2 protein-coding genes are annotated in these 17,718 nt (G+C 63.3%); both read right to left on the bottom strand.

Annotated features, from left to right (window positions below):
* Positions 1-6,615 (bottom strand): non-ribosomal peptide synthetase (locus QQJ96_RS10335; RefSeq protein WP_284331917.1); only part of this gene is annotated, 6,615 nt, incomplete at its 3' end.
* A 54-nt stretch (positions 6,616-6,669) separates the two neighbouring features.
* Positions 6,670-17,700 carry a non-ribosomal peptide synthetase gene (locus QQJ96_RS10330; protein ID WP_284331918.1) on the bottom strand — a complete coding sequence of 3,677 codons (11,031 nt, stop codon included), beginning with the start codon at positions 17,698-17,700 and terminating at the stop codon, positions 6,670-6,672.
* Between the last annotated feature and the right edge of the window lie 18 nt (positions 17,701-17,718).

The raw sequence follows: 17,718 nt of genomic DNA, 5'->3' as shown, positions 1-17,718 counted from the left end.
CACCAGCACCCGTGCCAGGCGATTGGCGTGGGCATTGAGCTGGGCGTAGCTGTAGGCGGTGCATTCGTCTGCCACCGCCGTGGCATCCGGCGTCTGCAGCGTCTGCTGCTCGAACAGCTTGGCAAGCGTGCTTGATGGAACGGACATGATCGTATCGTTCCAGGCCGCCGGCACTTGCTGCGAAGTCAACTCCGATGAGGGCTCAGTCGCGTTTTGTACATCAGAAAGCGCGCTCGCCTGTGGCAGCATGATCGAGAATGCATTGGTGCCGTCGCCCAGTTGTGCGGCGATGGCACGCTGCGTGATCACGCATGCCGGGTGAGCATCCTTCAGCATGAACTGGAGACGGTCCACCGGATAGTCAGGATCCAGCGGCAGATAGGCTGCGCCGGTCTTGAGCACGGCCAACAGCGCGATCACCAATTCGGCTGAGCGCGGCAAGGCGATGGCCACGATCTGTTCGGGGCCGATGCCTTGCTTGATCAAATGGTGCGCCAACTGATTGGCGCGCGCATTCAGCTGGGCGTAGCTCAGCTCAGTCTGTTCGCATATCAATGCGATTGCTTCTGGCGTAAGTGCAACTTGTTGCTGGAAGTGTTCCGGTAAACTCGCCGGCGCGAGCGCTAGTGCCGGCGGGTTCCAGGTCTCCAGCACGGTGCGGCGTTCTTCCGCGCCGAGCAGATCGATCCGGCCCACGGGTTGGTCGGCATCTTCGGCGAACGCTTCGAACAGGCGTACCAGGCGTTGCGCGAACTGTTCGACGGTGGCGCGTTCGAATACATCCGGCCGGTAACCGAAGTGCAAGTACATTTGCTTGAACGGCGTCGCCCACAGGCCCAGCGGATAGTGCGATCGGGCACCACCTTGGCCGCTCTGCAGCTCCACGCGCAGGGCACGCTCCGGTTCCGCCAGCTTTTCCGGATCGAAGGGATAGTTTTCGAACACGATGTGCGAGTCGAACAGCTCGCCTACACCGGCGACCTGCTGGATCTGGATCGGTCCGATGTGGTTGTGCTCAAGCAGGCGCACCTGCCATTGCTGCTGTTGCTTGACCAGTTCGCCCAGAGTTTGCGCGGGCGACCAGCGCACACGTGCAGGCACGGCGTTGATCATCAGGCCGACCATCTGCTCGGCGCCCGGCAACTCCGGCGGCCGCTCGGCCACGATCGTACCGAACAGCACATCGTTGTGGCCGGTGAGCATGCCCAGGCCGATGCCCCATACCATCTGCGTCACGGTGTTCAAAGTCACGCCAAGACGGCGCGCTTGTTGCTGCAAGGCCGTCGTCAGGGACTCGGACAAATGGATGTCGAACGACTCTTGCTGTGGCCCAAGGCCGGGTGCATTCGGTGCGACGCGCGTGGGTTCCTCTACGCCGTCCAGATACTCCTTCCAGGCCAAGCGGGCGGCCGTATGATCCTGCCGCTGGATCCAACCCAGGTAGTCTCGGACCGATGTCACGGGCGGCAACGCCGCCGCATTGCCGCCGTTGCGATACAACTCCAGCAAATCGTTGAGCAGGATCAGCCAGGTCCAGCCATCGATCAGCACATGATGATTGGTCGCCAGGAAAACGTGCTGTTCCGCCTGTAGCCGCACCAACGTAAAGCGGATCAATGGCGGTTGGGCTGGATCGAAGCGCTTGACGTAATCGGCATGCAGCAGGCGCTGCAGTTCGAGTTGCTGCTGCGCTTCGCTCTGCGCGGAAAGATCGACCCAGTGCCAGGGTGGCGCAACGTCGCGCGGAATGACCTGCACGGCTTGTTCCAGGCCGTCATGCACAAAGCCCGCGCGCAAATTGACGTGACGTTGCAACACAGTGTGTGCCGCCATGCGCAATGCTTCGGGATCCAGCGGTCCATGCAGGCGCATGACGCGCTGTACGGTATACACGCCTTCGTCCCGTTCGTCGTACAGCGCGCGGAACAGGAATCCCTGCTGCATCGGGGAGAGCGGCAGGATATCGGCCAGTGCCGGGTAACGCGCTTGCAGCTGGTCGATTTGTGCCTGCGTCAGGCGCACCAGCGGCAGGTCTGACGGGGTAAAGCCGCCCGCGCCCGGTTGCCTTGCAACTTCCGCCAGGGTGTTCAGCGCCGCGAACCAGGTATTGGCCAGGTCGGCGATATCGTCCTCGTTGAACAGCTTTTGCGCCCAGGTCCAGTGCGCCACCAGTTCGGTCCGCTCTGCGCTGTCGTAGGCGATCGCATTCAGGGCAATCGCATAAGCCAACGGGCGCTCGGGATCGCTGCCGCTGCTGAGCGCGCCAAGGGCCATGCCTGCGGGCTGGTCTTCGCTCTTCGCGCGGCTGAAACGTCCCAGGTAATTGAAGCCGATCTGCGATGGCGCAGCAGCCCCAAGGATCGCAGACGTATCGGGATTGATATAACGCAGCAATCCGTAGCCGATCCCGTTATCGGGTATTTGACGCAATTGTTCCTTGACGCGCTTGAGGGCATTGCCCATCGCGACAGCCTTGGAAGCGGCCTGTTCGAGATGAAGCACGCCGGCGTCCAGGCTGACCGGCACATGGGTGGCAAACCAGCCGACACTACGGGAAAGATCGACATCGTCGAAGATTTCCTCGCGGCCATGACCTTCCAGGTCCAGGCGCACAGCCGTGTCGCTGCCCAGCCCGCGGCGGTGCCGCCATTGCGTGACGGCGATGGCAAGTGCAGTCAGCAACACATCGTTGATGCGCGCGTGGAAAGCGGCAGGTGTGCGGGATAACAGTTCGCCCGACACCGATGCGGGCAAGGTGAGGCTGAGCGTTTGCGACGTCGTCACCGTGTCCTGCGCAGCATCCAGGCGACGCTCGCAGAGCAGCGGATCGGCGCTCTGCACTATGCTTTGCCACAGCGGAAGTTCGGCTACGCGCGCCGGAGCGCTCGATTCCTGCATCAAGTGCAGTGCCCATTGCCGGTACGAAGTGCTGGCGGCATCCAGCACAGGATCGCGACCGGCCTGCAGCGCCTGGCAGCAGGCCAGCAGATCGGGGACAAGAATGCGCCAGGAAACGCCGTCCACCACCAGGTGATGCAGCATCAGCAACAGCAGCGCAGGCTGGGTGGTATCGCGTTCGAACAACACCGCCTGTACGACGTTGCCGTGTTCTGGAGCCAGGCGGCATTCGGCTAGCTCACGCTCGAAATCGATGCGCTGCTCCAGTTCATCCCCGGCCAGGCCGGCAACGTCCAGGCGCGTGATGCGCTTATCGGCGTGGAAGTCCGTTTCGGCTAGCACCTCGATGCATGCTTCTTCCGCGTCACGTGCAGGCTGCAAGCGCATGCGTAGCGCATGATGGTGTTTGGCGAGGATCTGCAATGCTTGCGCCAGCTGCGCAGGCTCGAATCCTGCCGGCAAGGCCAACAGCATGGATTGATTGAAGCGCTGGATCGGGCCGCCGATCGCCAGTTGCCGGCGCATCACTGGCGTGAGTGGAGCGCGGCCGACCGGCTCGTCGACCCTGGCTGCTGTCGGGCTGGCAGCCGGCTGGATCAGTGCCGCCAGCGCCGCCACGGTCTGGTGCGTGAAAACATCCTTGGGTTTCAATTGCAAACCGGCCTTGCGCGCACGGCTGACCAGCTGGATCGAGCTGATGCTGTCGCCACCCAGGTCAAAGAAGCTGTCGTCGATGCCCGCCGCGTCCAGATGCAGCACCTGCGCAAACAGCTCCGCCAACGTGGCTTCCTGCGGCGTGCGCGGTGCCCGCCGTTGCGCCGCGGTGAACCCCGGCGCAGGCAGGGCCTTGCGATCAAGCTTGCCGTTGGGCGTCAGCGGCCAGGCATCCAGCACCACGATGGCGGCCGGCACCATGTAGTCGGGCAGATGCCCGGCCATGCCGCGGCGCAGCTCGGCCGGGTCCGGTACACGCTCGGTCGAAGCCAGCACGTAGCCGACCAGCTGCTTCTGACCGGGATGATCCTCACGCGCCAACACCAGCGCGTGCTCGACCTGCGCCACGCGCCGCAGCACGGCCTCCACTTCACCCAGTTCGATGCGGAAGCCGCGAATCTTCACCTGATGATCGATACGGCCCAGGTAATCGATCACCCCCTCCGCACGCCAGCACACCAGGTCCCCGGTGCGGTACATGCGACGGCCCGGCGCATCGAACGGATTGGCGATGAAACGCTCGGCGGTCAGCCCGGCACGCCGGTGATAACCGCGCGCCAAGCCATCACCGGCGATATACAGCTCACCCGCCACGCCGGGCGGCACCGGCTGCAGGCTGGCATCCAGGACATACAGGCGCGCATTCCAAATCGGTCGGCCAATCGGGATGCGCGGCCACTGGCTGACATCCTCGGTGATCTCGAAGGTGGCGCAGCCCACCGTCGCCTCAGTGGGGCCGAAGTGATTGACCAGTCGCACTTGTGGATAGCGTTGCTGCCAGAACGCGATGTCGGCCGGCACCATCGCTTCGCCGCCGGTCATCAGGATGGCCGTAGGACTGGCCACCGCGTGCATCTGCAACTGCTGATTGATCAGGCGCAGATGCGAAGGTGTTACTTTCAACAAGGTGTAGGGCGCGCTGTCGCCCGGGCCGTTGCCCAGCTGTTCGATTTCTTCGCCGGCCGGCAGCACGGTCAGCGCTTGGCCGGCCACCAACGCGCCGAACAACGTGGTGATGCCGGCATCGAAGCTGATCGAGAACACCGTGGGCGAACCGCCGACGGCGGCGCCGTAATAGCTATGGCAATCCCAGCGCAGATAATTGGTCAAGGCACGGTGCGGTATCACCACACCCTTGGGACGGCCGGTCGAGCCGGAGGTGTAGATGATGTAGGCCGGATGGTGGCTGTGCAGGGCGCTGACGCGCTCGGCTTGGGTGGGATCGCTCTGGCGCTGCGGCGCCAACTCGGCGAGCAGCGCCGGATCGTCCAGGCAATACGCGGGCAACGCTGCCGGCAAGCAGTGCGCCTGCTCTTGCATGGTGAGCGCCAGCGCCGGTTCGGCATCCTCGATCATCATCGCCAGGCGCTCGGGCGGATACTCCGGATCCAGCGGCACATAGGCGGCGCCGGTCTTGAGCACGGCCAGCAGCGCCACGATCAGTTCCAGCGAGCGGGGCAGGGCGATGGCCACGAGCTGTTCGGGGCCGATGCCTTGCCGGATCAGGCGATGGGCCAGTTGATTGGCGCGCGCATTGAGTTGGGTGTAGCTGAGCGACGATGCCTGCCAGTGCAGCGCGATGGCGTGCGGGCATTCCCGCACCCGCGCCTCGAACAAGGCGGGCAGGGTGGTTTCGGGCAGGGGATGCTGGGTGTCGTTCCAATCATGCAACACGCATTGGCGTTCGTGCGCCTGCAGGATGCCGAGCTGTCCCACGCGTTGCTGCAGATCGGCGGTGAACGCTTCCAGCAAGCCCTGCAGGCGCTGGCCGATCACTTCCACCTGCGCGCGTTCGAACAGGTCCGTACGATAGCCCAGGCGCAATTCCAGCCCGGATGCACGCGGAATCGCGCACAAGCCCAGCGGATAGTGCGAGCGGTCGCCACCGGCACGGCTGAAATAGGTCAACTGAAGGCGATCTTCCGAGGACTCTGGGTCCTGGTTGCCGGCCGGCGTATTTTGAAACACCACGTGGGTGTCGAACAGCTCACCCAGGCCCATGCTGCGCTGGATCTCGGTAAGGCTCAGGTGCTGATGCTCGATCAGGCTGGCCTGCTGATCCTGCATATGCTGCAGCAGGTCCAGCAGCGTCTGTTCCGGCCGCAGGCGCATGCGCATCGGCACCGTATTCATCATCATGCCGACCATGCTTTCCACGCCGGCCAATTCGGGCGGGCGATGCGATACGGTGATGCCGAACACGACGTCGTCGCGTCCGCCGAGTTTGCCGATCAATACACCCCATGCGGCTTGCACTAGCGTGTTTATGGTGAGGCGCTGGCGCCGTGCCTGCTGTATCAGCGCTTCTGTCAGCGCTTGCGGCACGTGGATGCTGCAAGTCTCAGTGGATGCCATCGAGGCGGGACGCTCCGCCACCAGCAGACAAGGCTCTTCCAATCCGTTCAGATAATTTCGCCATGCCGCGCGAGCGACTTCGGCATCTTGTCGCTTGACCCAGGCCAGGTAATCGCGATAAGGCGTGACCGGCAGCAGTGTGGCTGTGTCGCCGTGGTGACGGTAGAGTGTCAGCAACTCGTCCAGCAGGATGGGAATCGACCAGCCGTCGATCAAAATATGATGATGCTTGAAAATGAGCAGGTGCCGCTCCGCATGCATCCGCAGCAATGTGAAGCGCAGCAATGGTGGACGGGCCGGATCGAAACGGTTCTGCTTGTCGGCGGCCACCAGGCTTTGTACTTCCTGCATCTTGGCATCTTCGTCCAGTGCTGACAGGTCGACGAATTGCCAAGGCACCGTGATGTCGCGCGGGATGATCTGACGCGGCTGCTCCATGTTTTCGTGCACGAACGCCGCGCGCAAGTTGGCATGCCGTTCCAGAATGCCGTGCACGGCGGCATGCAGGCGTTCCGGGTCCAGCGAGCCGCTCAGCTCATAAATCAGCTGGATGTGATAGTCATCGACCGCGTGATCGTCGTACAACGCATGGAACAGAAAACCCTGTTGCAAAGGCGACAACGGCAGAATTTCAGCAATCTTGGACATGATTATCTCTTTCGATTGGCGCGGTTGAGCCTGGCCCGGGTCATCGGGCCGACCTCACATCTGGGAGAACATCGACTCCAGCAATTCAATTTCCGACTGTTGCAAGGCATCGGCGAGCGGGTGATCCGATGAGGTGGAGCCACCCGTGCCATGTGCAGAAAACTGCTTGAGCAGATCCATCCAGAGCTGGGCCAACTCCAGAATCTGCGGTCGCAAAAAGTGCGAGTCACGCCAGCGCCATGTCGCGGTCAGCATCGGCCCTTGCGCGCCCTCCAGAATATTCACCGTCAGTTGCAGGGCGTGGGCGAGGAGGGGCATGTCCTGGCTGTTGCCAGGATCCTGGATCTCTTCCACCTGTCCATTGAGCGCGTCATACGGAAAGCGTCCCTGGTAATCGAAGCCGAGCGATGCTTGCGCGCCATCGGTGACGAGCGCTGCGCCATGCTGAAGTTCGCGCAGCAGGCCGAAGCCGATGCCGTTGTCCGGTACGGCACGCAATTGCTCTTTGATGAGCTTGAGTGAGCGGCCCAATGCTTCGCCGCCGGCAAGGGCATCGGTCATGTCGACCTGACCCGGATCCAGCCAGACCGGGAATGCGTAGTCGAAGCATCCGATCGTATGCGCGTAGTCTTGCTGATAGGGCAGCACCTGACGACCATGTTCGGTCACATCGATATGCACGCCGGTACCGCCAGCATGGTTCCATAATGTGCGCCGGTCGGCGATCGCCAGGCTCAAGGCGGTAAGCAATACATCGTCCGGGCGCGCATGGAACAAGGCCGGAACCTTTTCCAACAGTTGCAGCGTGCAGATCGCATCAAGGTGCTGTGTAAGCTGACCTGTAGCCGTCGCGTTCGAAGCGTGCGACGCCGGTAGCGCATCGGGCTGCTGCACCGACTGCTGCCAGAAGGGCAGCTCGGCGGCACGACGCGCTGTGCGGGCATCCTGTTCGAGCCGTTGCGCCCAATGGCGGTACGCCGTGCTCGTGGCCAGTTGCACGGGGGCGCCGTCTTGCGCGGCCTGCCACGCACGCAACAGGTCTTGCGTCAGGATCTGCCATGACGTTTGATCGGCAACGAGCTTGTGCAAACTCAGCAGCAGCCGGTCTTGCCCGGGTTGGTCTCCTTGAAGCCACGCCACATGCAACATGCAGCCGTTGAGCGCCGATAGCTGCCGCGCCGCTTCTGCCTTCAGCGCCGCAATGCGCTCGCAGGTGGCAGCATCCATTCCACCGCCCTTTGCGTGATGCACGCACGCTCGCGCGTCGATCGAGCCAGCCGGCATGACTTCAAGCTGCCAACCATCGACCTGCCATACACGCAGACGTAGCATGGCGTGATGGTCAAGCATCATCTGGCAGGCTGTCGTCAGATAGGCGGCATCCAGCCCGGAAGGCAGCTGCAGCAGCAGGCTTTCGGCAAGCGGGGTGGGCGTGTTGTTGCCGTACCGGCGCAACCAGTAGGCCATAGATGGCGTGGCCGGCATCCGGCCGGTGAGCGCGTGGTCGATGAGCGCTTCATTGGCAGGCGACTGATCGTCACGCGATACAGCGATTTCGGCCAATTCGGCAACGGTCTGGTATTGGAATACCTGGCGTGGCGTAATGATCCATCCGGCCTTGCGTGCACGCGTGACCAATTGGATGGTCTGGATGCTGTCGCCGCCCAGGTCGAAAAAATTGTCATCGATGCCGACTTCCGTCAGACCGACCACTTCGGCAAACAGGCGGGCAAGAATGGCCTCCTGAGGTGTGCGTGGTGCGCGCTGGCTAGCCGAGACGAATTGCGGTGCAGGCAGCGCCTTGCGATCGAGCTTGCCGTTGAGAGAGAGCGGCAAGGTCTCCAGGGCTACCAGGGCGGCTGGGACCATGTAGTCGGGCAGGCGCTCCGAAAGTGTGCGACGCAGGCTGCCGGTATCCAATGCGTATCCGGCAACCGGCACGACATAACCCACCAGTTGCTTGTGTCCGGGCTGATCTTCGCGCACCAGCACCGCTGCCTGCGCCACGCCCTGTTGATGCAGAAGGGAGCTTTCGATCTCGCCCAGCTCGATGCGAAAACCACGCAGCTTCACTTGGTGATCGACGCGGCCGAGATAATCGAGCTGGCCTTCCGGTAACCAACGCACGAGGTCGCCGGTGCGGTACATGCGGCTGCCCGGCGGGCCGAATGGATTGGCCACGAAACGCTCGGCGGTAAGGCCTGGCCGATGCAAGTAGCCACGCGCCAAGCCGTCGCCGGCCAGATACAGCTCGCCAGGCACCCCTGGCGGGAGCAAGCCCAGGGCCGCATCAAGCACGTAGGTGCGGGTATTCCAGATCGGCGCACCGATCGGCACGCTGGCGCCATCGTCGTTTTCGCGGCAGGCCCAGGCGGTGACGTCCACGGCAGCCTCGGTGGGGCCGTACAGATTGTGCAGTGGCACGTTCAACGATTCGCGCACGCGATCGCGCAACGTCCCGGGCAACGCCTCCCCGCTGCAGATGATGCGGCGCAGCCCGGTGCAGAGGGCGCTGGCCGGTTCGTGCAGGAAGGCTTCCAGCATCGACGGCACGAAGTGCACAGTGGTGATGCCCTGCTGCTGGATGAGTTCAGCCAGGTACAGCGGATCGCGATGGCCGCCGGGCCTGGCCAGCACCAGCCGTGCGCCGTGCAGCAAGGGCCAGAAGAACTCCCATACGGAGACATCGAAACTGGACGGTGTCTTCTGCAGCACCGCATCGTCGGCGGAGAGCCGGTAGGCGTGTTGCATCCAGGCCAATCGATTGACGATGCCGTGATGAGTATTGGGCACGCCCTTGGGGCGACCAGTAGAGCCGGAGGTGTAGATCACATAGGCCGGATGCATGCTTTGCAGTGGCCGCACACGCGTGCGATGGTCTGGATGGTCGGTGCTGCCGTCGGCCAGTTGGCTGGCGAAGGAGGGGCCGTCCAGCTCGATGCGCAAGCATGCGGCGGGCAAATCAGCGGTGCTGTCGCGCTGCCAGATCAGGCAGGCCGGTTGTGCATCCTCCAGCATGAAGGCGAGGCGATCGGCCGGATAATCCGTATCCAGCGGCAGATAGGCTGCGCCAGTCTTGAGCACCGCCAGCAAGGCGATCACCAATTCGACCGAACGCGGCAAAGCGACGGCGACGATCTGTTCGGTGCCGACACCGTGCTCGATCAGCCGATGGGCCAGCTGGTTGGCACGTGCATGCAACTGTGCGTAGCTCAGTTGCGTTTGTTCGCACACCAGGGCGATCGCATTGGGTGTACGCGCGGCTTGTTGCTCCAGCAGCTCCGGCAGTGTGGACGGTGCCATGGGTGTAGCGGGCGGATTCCACACGTCGAGTATCGTGTGGCGTTCCGCGGCGGTGAGCAGGTCGATCTGGCTCAGGGTTTTGTCAGCATTGCCGGCGACCGTCCCGAGCAGGTGCGACAAGCGCCATGCCATGGCCTGGACCGTCTCCCGGTCGAAGATGTCGCTGGCAAACTCGATAAATCCCGTGAGGCCGGCAAGCGTTCCATCACTGTTGCGTTCCTCAGCAAAGCTGAAAGTAAGATCGAACTTGGCGACTCCGTAGCCAAGATATTGCGGCGTGACGGCCACATTCGGCAGGCTCGCCTCAACCACCGCATTGTTCTGCAGCACCAGCATGACCTGAAACAGCGGATGGTGATTGAGCGAGCGCTGCGGGTTGAGAATGTCCACCAGCCGCTCGAAGGGCAGATCCTGATGCGTATAGGCGCCAAGATCATGGCTGCGGATGCGGGCGATCAGTTCGCGGAAACTGGGGTTTCCGGATACGTCCGCGCGCAGCACCAAGGTATTGATGAAGAAGCCGACCAGATGGTCCAGCGCGTCGTCCGTGCGTCCGGCAATCGGCGTGCCGATGGGAATGTCGGTGCCGCCTCCCAGCTTCGAAAGCAGTAAGGCGACCGCAGCGTGCAAAATCATGAACAGGCTGGCCTGGCTGTCACGCGCGAGGCGCGACAAGCGATCATGCACATCCGCACCAACGCGGAGCTCCACCCGGTCGCCATGGAAGCTGGGTTGCGCGGGGCGAGGACGATCAAGTGGCAGGCTCAGTTGTTCTGGAAGATCGGCGAGGCTGCGCTTCCAATGCGCCACCTGTGCGGCGATGGCGCTGTCCGGATCGGACTCATGCCCCAGCCATTCCCGCTGCCATAACGCATAGTCCGCGTACTGCGCCGGCAGTGGCGCAAAGGTGGGGGCGCTAGCTTGCAGGCGCGCGGCGTAGGCGAGGCGGAGGTCGCGAAATAGTGGCGTCCACGACCAGCCATCGCCGGCGATGTGATGAATCAACAGCAGCAGCACATGCTGCTTGGAATTGAGCACAAACAACCAGGCCTTGATCGGAATTTCCCGCGCCAGGTCGAAGTGGTAGGCACTGGCTTGCCCAAGCCGCTCTTCCAGCTCCAATTCGCTGGTATCAATGACCGCCAGCGGAAGCTCCAGCGTGCCTGCCGGGAGGATGGTCTGCCACGCACTGCCATCGCCTTCGTCGCTGCTGAACACGGTGCGCAGGCTTTCGTGACGCGCCAGTACGTCGTTGAGCGCAGCACCTAGCGCTGCCGCATCCAGTGGGCCGTCCAGGCGCAGGCCGAGCGGGATGTTGTACGTGGAGCTTGGCCCTTCGAACTGGTGCAGGAACCACAGGCGTTGCTGTGCGAACGACAAAGGGATGCGCGGGGGCCGCGGCATCGGCCGCAAGGCAGCGCGCACTCGCGGCGTGCGATCGAGCAAGCCCGCCAGTCCCGCCACCGAGGGATTCTCGAACAAGGTGCGGATCGGCAGCTCGACCTCCAGGGTGGAGCGTATCCGGCTCGCCAGGCGGGTGGCGAGCAGGGAATGTCCGCCCAGGTCGAAGAAGTTGTCCTCGATGCCGACCGCTTCGAGCCCCAGCACTTCCGCGAACAAGCCGGCCAGCATCTCTTCCTGCGGCGTACGTGGCGCTCGCCGGCTGGTGGCTTGGTTGAAATCGGGAGCGGGAAGCGCCTTGTGATCCAACTTGCCGTTCACCGTCAGCGGCAGGCTGTCGAGTATCATCAGTGCATTAGGCACCATGTAGTCCGGCAATAGCTTCAACAGCCGGCCGCGCAAGTCCATGATAAAGGCACGGGTGTCGCTGCCGGCGTCCGGATTGTTGGCATAGGCTATGGCTTGTGCCGTGGCGCTGTTATCGCCATAGGTGGACAGCGCAAAGAAACGGCTATCCGTGCATCCGTCCACCAGAACAAGGTCGAAATCGCGGCCGTCATGGCTACGCGACCACGTCGGTCTTGCGCGATAACCCAAGCTTTCGCACGCCCTGCAGAGCTGTTCCGGATCGATATCGGCAGCGGATTGCCGGTCGGGTGCCATCTGCTGCCTGGCGTCCTCGACGGTACTGTCCTGCAACCGCAGCATGGCGTTGAAGTCGCCGCCGATGCGGCAGTTGGGAATGTCGGTGATACGCACGCATGCGGGCCGTTCCTGCGTCAGCCAGCCGGTGAGCGAGGGGATGTCGGCCAGGCTTCCGCCCCATGTGTGCTCGGCCACAGCGGTGGCCGGTACAGCCGCCACGGGATGCTTGTGCAGAACGACATCATAGCGATAACGCGTGAGTTCGTTGTGCGCGGCTCCACGCTTGAGCTGGATGTCCACCTGGCCGATGTGCGCGTTCTCATTCTGGCAGGCCAGGAAGAAGCGCGGGTCAAGCAGCAGCTCTCGCTCCATCGTGATGGTCTGCGCAATCATGCGTTGCAAGGGGCCGGCTTGCTCGTCCGGACGCGCCTTGCAAATGGCCACGGCGGTGGCGAAACAGCGCAACAATTGCAGGTTGCGGACATCGCCCAGGAACAGGTGGCCGCCGGGCGCGAGCAAGTCCATGGCCTGGCGGATCACATCGAGCAGATAAGTGGCGTTGGGGAAATACTGCAAGACCGAATTGATGACGATGGTGTCGAAGAAACCAGCGGGAAGTCCGCTGAAGTCATGCGCCGGTTGATTGAGCAGTTTGACTTCGGCAGTGATCGAAGCATCCTTGTGCACGCGCTCGCGTAGCGAACGGATGGCGGCAGCGGAAAGATCCATGCCCCAATAGGCTTCGCATTGGGGCGCGACTTTCCAGAAAATCAGGCCGGAGCCGACGCCGATCTCCAATACCCGGCGCGGCTGTAGCGCACGGATACGTTCGATGGTGGCGGTTCGCCATTCCTCCATTTGTTCCTGTGCAATGGGGCGTTCGTCGTAACTGCTGTTCCAGCCGCGGTAATCCTCATCCGCAGCGACGGCCAGCTTCTCGTCATACACCTTGTCGTAAAGACGTTGCCATTCTCCGACTTGCTCGGTTTCGCGCCCGGCGTCACGCGTCGTGGTTACGGTGGCGGAGCGAACTACGTAGCCGACCAGCTGCTTGTGCCCGGCGTGGTCCTCGCGCACCTGGACGGTGGCCTGGGCCACGCCGGGCTGCTGCAGGAGGCAGGTTTCGATTTCGCCCAACTCGATGCGGAAGCCGCGAATCTTCACCTGGCTGTCGGCACGGCCCACGAAGTCCAGGCTGCCATCGCTCAGCCAGCGCGCGACATCGCCGGTGCGATACATGCGGCTGCCCGGTGCGCCAAAGGGATTGGCCACGAAGCGCTCGGCACTCAAGCCCGGGCGGCGCAGGTAACCCCGCGCCAAGCCCGCGCCGGCCACATACAGCTCGCCGGCCACGCCCGCCGGCAGCGGCTGCAAGGACGCATCCAGCACGTAGACCTGCAGATCCGGGATCGCCCGTCCGATCAGGCTGTTCGCTCGTGCCTGGACCAGCGCCTGATCGAGCGCCAGATAGGTGACGTGCACCGTGGTTTCGGTGATGCCGTACATGTTGACCAGTTGTGGCCGCTGCGGGGTATGTCGTGCATACCAGTCGCGCAAGCGACCCAGTTCCAGCGCCTCGCCGCCGAACACCACGTAGCGCAAGGCCAGTGCCTGGCCCAGCTGCGGCTGATCGCGCTCGGCCTGCATCAGCGCATAGAACGCCGACGGGGTCTGGTTGAGCACGGTCACCTGCTGGGTCACCAGCAGCTGCAGGAACTCGGCGGGCGAGCGGCTGGTGAGATACGGCACCACCACCAGGCGTCCGCCGTACAGCAGTGGTCCCCACAGTTCCCATACCGAGAAATCGAAGGCGTAGGAGTGGAACAAGGTCCACACGTCCTGCGCCCCGAAGGCAAACCAGTGCTGGGTATGGGCCATCAGACGGATGACGTTCTGATGGGGGATCAGCACCCCCTTGGGCTTGCCGGTGGAGCCGGAGGTATAGATCACATAGGCCGGATGCTCGCTGCGCAAGGGCCGCACGCGCGTGTGGTCATCCGGGTCGCTGCTGGCACAGGTGGCCAATTCGCGTGTCAACGCGGCATCGTCCAGGCATAGCATGATCGGCGCGTTGTGCGAAGACTTTGCGTCGCGCGAGAAAACTTCAGGTAACGCAGTGCCCGCACAAGACATCTCGTCGACCGCCGATTCGAGGAGATGCTGCAAGCGTTGACTCAGTGACACGACGCTGTCGCGCGCAAACAGGTCCGTGGCGAAAGCAAGATTTGCAACGATACCGGCGGGCCTGCATTGCTGGTCGAGATTCTCCGTGAAATTGAACAGCAGGTCGAAGCGCAGCGAGCCTGCCGATTGCAGTGCCTGCGGCAAGGCCTCCAGGGCTGCCATCTTCGGGGTGGTCGTCTCGTTGTTCTGCAACGCAAGTAATACTTGAAACAACGGATGGTGCGCATTGGAGCGCACCGGATTGATGATCTCGACCAGCCGCTCGAATGGCATGTCCTGATGCGAATAGGCTGCCAGATCGCTCTGGCGCACGCGTGCAAGCAAGTCACGGAAGCTGGGGTTTCCGGATGTATCGACGCGCAATGCCAGTGTGTTGACGAAGAAGCCGATCAGATCGTCCAGCGCATCGTCCGTGCGGCCGGCCACCGGCGTACCCAGCACGATGTCGTTGCCGGCGCCAAATTGCGAAAGCAGCATGGCGACCGCGGCGTGCAAGACCATGAACAGGGTTGCATGGCTGCTGCGCGCAAGTTCCAACAGCTTCTGATGCAGGCGCGCGTCCAGTAGGAGCGGGACATAGTCGCTGCGCAAGCTGGCCTGCGCAGGGCGCGGATAATCGATCGGCAGGGTCGGCTGGCGTGGCGCTCCGCTCAGCGTTGTCTTCCAGTGGGCGGTGAGCTCCTCCACCTGATCGCCGGATATCGAGTGCGCGGCGAGCAACTCGTGTTGCCACAGGCTGAAATCCGCATACTGCACGGGCAGTGGCGCCCAATCCGGCGAGCGTGCCTCATGGCGCGCCTCATAGGCGGTACCGAGATCGCGCAGCAACGGCGCCACTGACCAGCCATCAGCGGCGATGTGATGCATCAGCAGCAACAGCACATGCTCGCTATCGCCCAGTTCGAACAGCTCGGCGCGGAACGGAATCTCGCGATCCAGCTGGAAGCAATGGGCGCTGGCGTGGGTCAGCCGCCCGGCGAGTTCGGTCTCGGTAATTGCGATCGTTTCCAACTCTACGCCGAGCTGTGCGGCATCCAGAATGACTTGGCTGCCCTCGCCATCGGTGTCGGCGAAAATCGTGCGCAAATTTTCGTGGCGTTGCACTAAATCCTGCAGGGCAGCTTGCAGCGCGGCCTTGTGCAGCCGGCCATTCAAACGCAACGCGACCGAAATGTTGTATGGCCGCGGCCCTTCCATCTGGTACAGGAACCACAAGCGCTGCTGGCCAAAGGAAAGTGGAATGCGCGACGGGCGTTCCATGGGGCGCAACGGCATTCGCGCAGCGTGACTGGTGTCTGCTTGCGCAGCCAGGTGCGCCACCGTGGGTGCGTTGAAAAGCGTGCGAATGGGGATTTCCACGCCCAGGACCGAACGCATGCGCGCAACCAGCCGCATTGCCAGCAAGGAGTGGCCGCCCAGGTCGAAGAAATTATCGTCGATGCCGATGCGTTCGAGCTTGAGCACCTCCGCGCACAAGCGAGCGATGATTTCTTCCTGTGGCGTGCGTGGCGCGCGGTAGTGCGCCTGACTGAAGTTCGGTGCCGGCAGCGCCTTGCGGTCGATTTTGCCGTTGGCGGTCAATGGCATGGCATCCAGCACGACGATGGCAGCCGGCACCATGTAATCGGGCAAGCTCGTCGCCAGCACGCGGCGCAAGCCGGCGGCGTCGGCCGTGCGGCCGGCGGCCGGCACGACATAGCCGACCAACTGTATCGCGCTGCTGTCGCGCGCCACCACCACCGCTTGCGCAATCTCGGCTTGGGCCAGCAACAGGGATTCAATTTCGCCCAGTTCGATACGGAAGCCACGGATCTTTACCTGATGGTCCGCGCGCCCAAGGAAATCGATGCGCCCGTCGGGCAGCCAGCGCGCGAGATCGCCGGTGCGATACATACGGCAACCGGACGAGCCGAACGGACTGGCGACGAAGCGTTCGGCAGTCAGTGCGGGGCGACGCAGATAGCCGCGTGCAAGGCCATCCCCCGCGATGTACAGCTCGCCCGCGACGCCGATCGGCAGGGGTTGCAGTGCTGCATCGAGAATGAAGATCTGCGTGTTCCAGATCGGCCGCCCGATCGAAGGCGGCGTGGCTGATACCTGATCCAGCTCGGCCAGCGTTGACCACACTGTGGTTTCGGTGGGGCCGTAGAGGTTAGTCAGGTGGGCGCCGGCTGCACGTAGGTCGTTGGCCAGCACGACATTCAGGGCTTCGCCGCCAACCAGGACGCGCAAGCCGTCGAGTGCGCCGCGGTCGACCGCCACCAGCTCCTGCCACACGGTGGGGGTTGCCTGCATGATGGTCGCGCCCGTCGATGTCAGCAACGACGACAATGCCAACGGATCCAACACGGTGTCGCGCTCTACCAGGGTCAGGCTTGCACCACTGATCAGCGGCAAGAACAGCTCTAGCGCGGCGATGTCGAAGCCGACGGTCGTCACGGCCAGCCATCTATCGTCGACACCAAGCGCCAGTTGCGCCTGCATCGTGGCCAGGAAGTTTTGCAGGCCGCGCTGTTGCACCACCACGCCCTTGGGCTTGCCGGTGGAGCCGGACGTGTAGATGACGTAGGCCGGCAGTAGCGGCGATGAACACGGTGCAGCAGCGAGATTTGTGGCGTCGCCTTGTGCCAGCGATGCGGAGATCTCCGGCTGATCCAGGTTGAACGTACGTACCGACGCACCAAGCGCAAGGCCGGCTTGGTTGCTGGTAATCACACAGGCTGCACCGGCATCTTCGATCATGAAAGCCAGGCGCTCGTGTGGATAGGCAGGGTCCAGCGGCAGGTAGGCCGCTCCCGCCTTGAGTACACCCAGCATGCAGGCCAGCATATCGACGGATCGGGGCAGCGCGATCGCGATGATGTCCTCCGGTCCTACTCCATGAGTGCGCAGGAAATGCGCATAGCGGTTCGCAAGGGCGTTGAGTTCGCCGTAACGGAGTTCGATGTCGCCGCACACCAGGGCGGTGGCATCCGGCCGGATCGCCGCTTGCTGCTCGAACTGCTGCGCTACGCCGATGTGGCTCACGGCTTGCGCCGTGGCATTCCAGCTCGTCAGTAGCTGAAAGCGTTCCGCCTGATCAAAGAGGTCGATCTCATCGATGCACTGATCGGCGTCGCGCGCGACGCTTTCCAGCAGGCGCGCCAGTCGCGCGGCCAGCGCCGCCGCGGTGGCGTGCTCGAAAAGGTCGCTGGAATACTGAAGATCGCCGACGAGCACAGTGCGGCCGTCTTCGGCGGACTGGCGCTCGCTGAAATCGAAACACAGGTCGAACCTGGCAGCGCCGTTGTTCACGGCCAATGGCGACAGCGCAAGGCCAGGCATTCGGATGTCGCCGAGCGGGTCCTGCCAGGCGATCATCACCTGGAACAAGGGATGGCGGTTGAGCGAGCGCACCGGGTTGAGCACTTCGACCAGGCGCTCGAACGGCAGGTCCTGATGGGTGTAGGCACTCAAGGCTTGCTGGCGAACGCGTTCGAGCAGCTGGCGGAAACTGGGCCGGCCGGAACAATCGGTGCGTAGCACGAGGGTGTTGACGAAGAAGCCGACCAGTTCGTCCAGGGCGTCGTC

The organism is Dyella flagellata (genome assembly GCF_030160275.1).
In the GTDB taxonomy this organism is placed as follows: domain Bacteria; phylum Pseudomonadota; class Gammaproteobacteria; order Xanthomonadales; family Rhodanobacteraceae; genus Dyella_B; species Dyella_B flagellata.
This window is presented reverse-complemented; position numbering and strand designations above follow the sequence as displayed.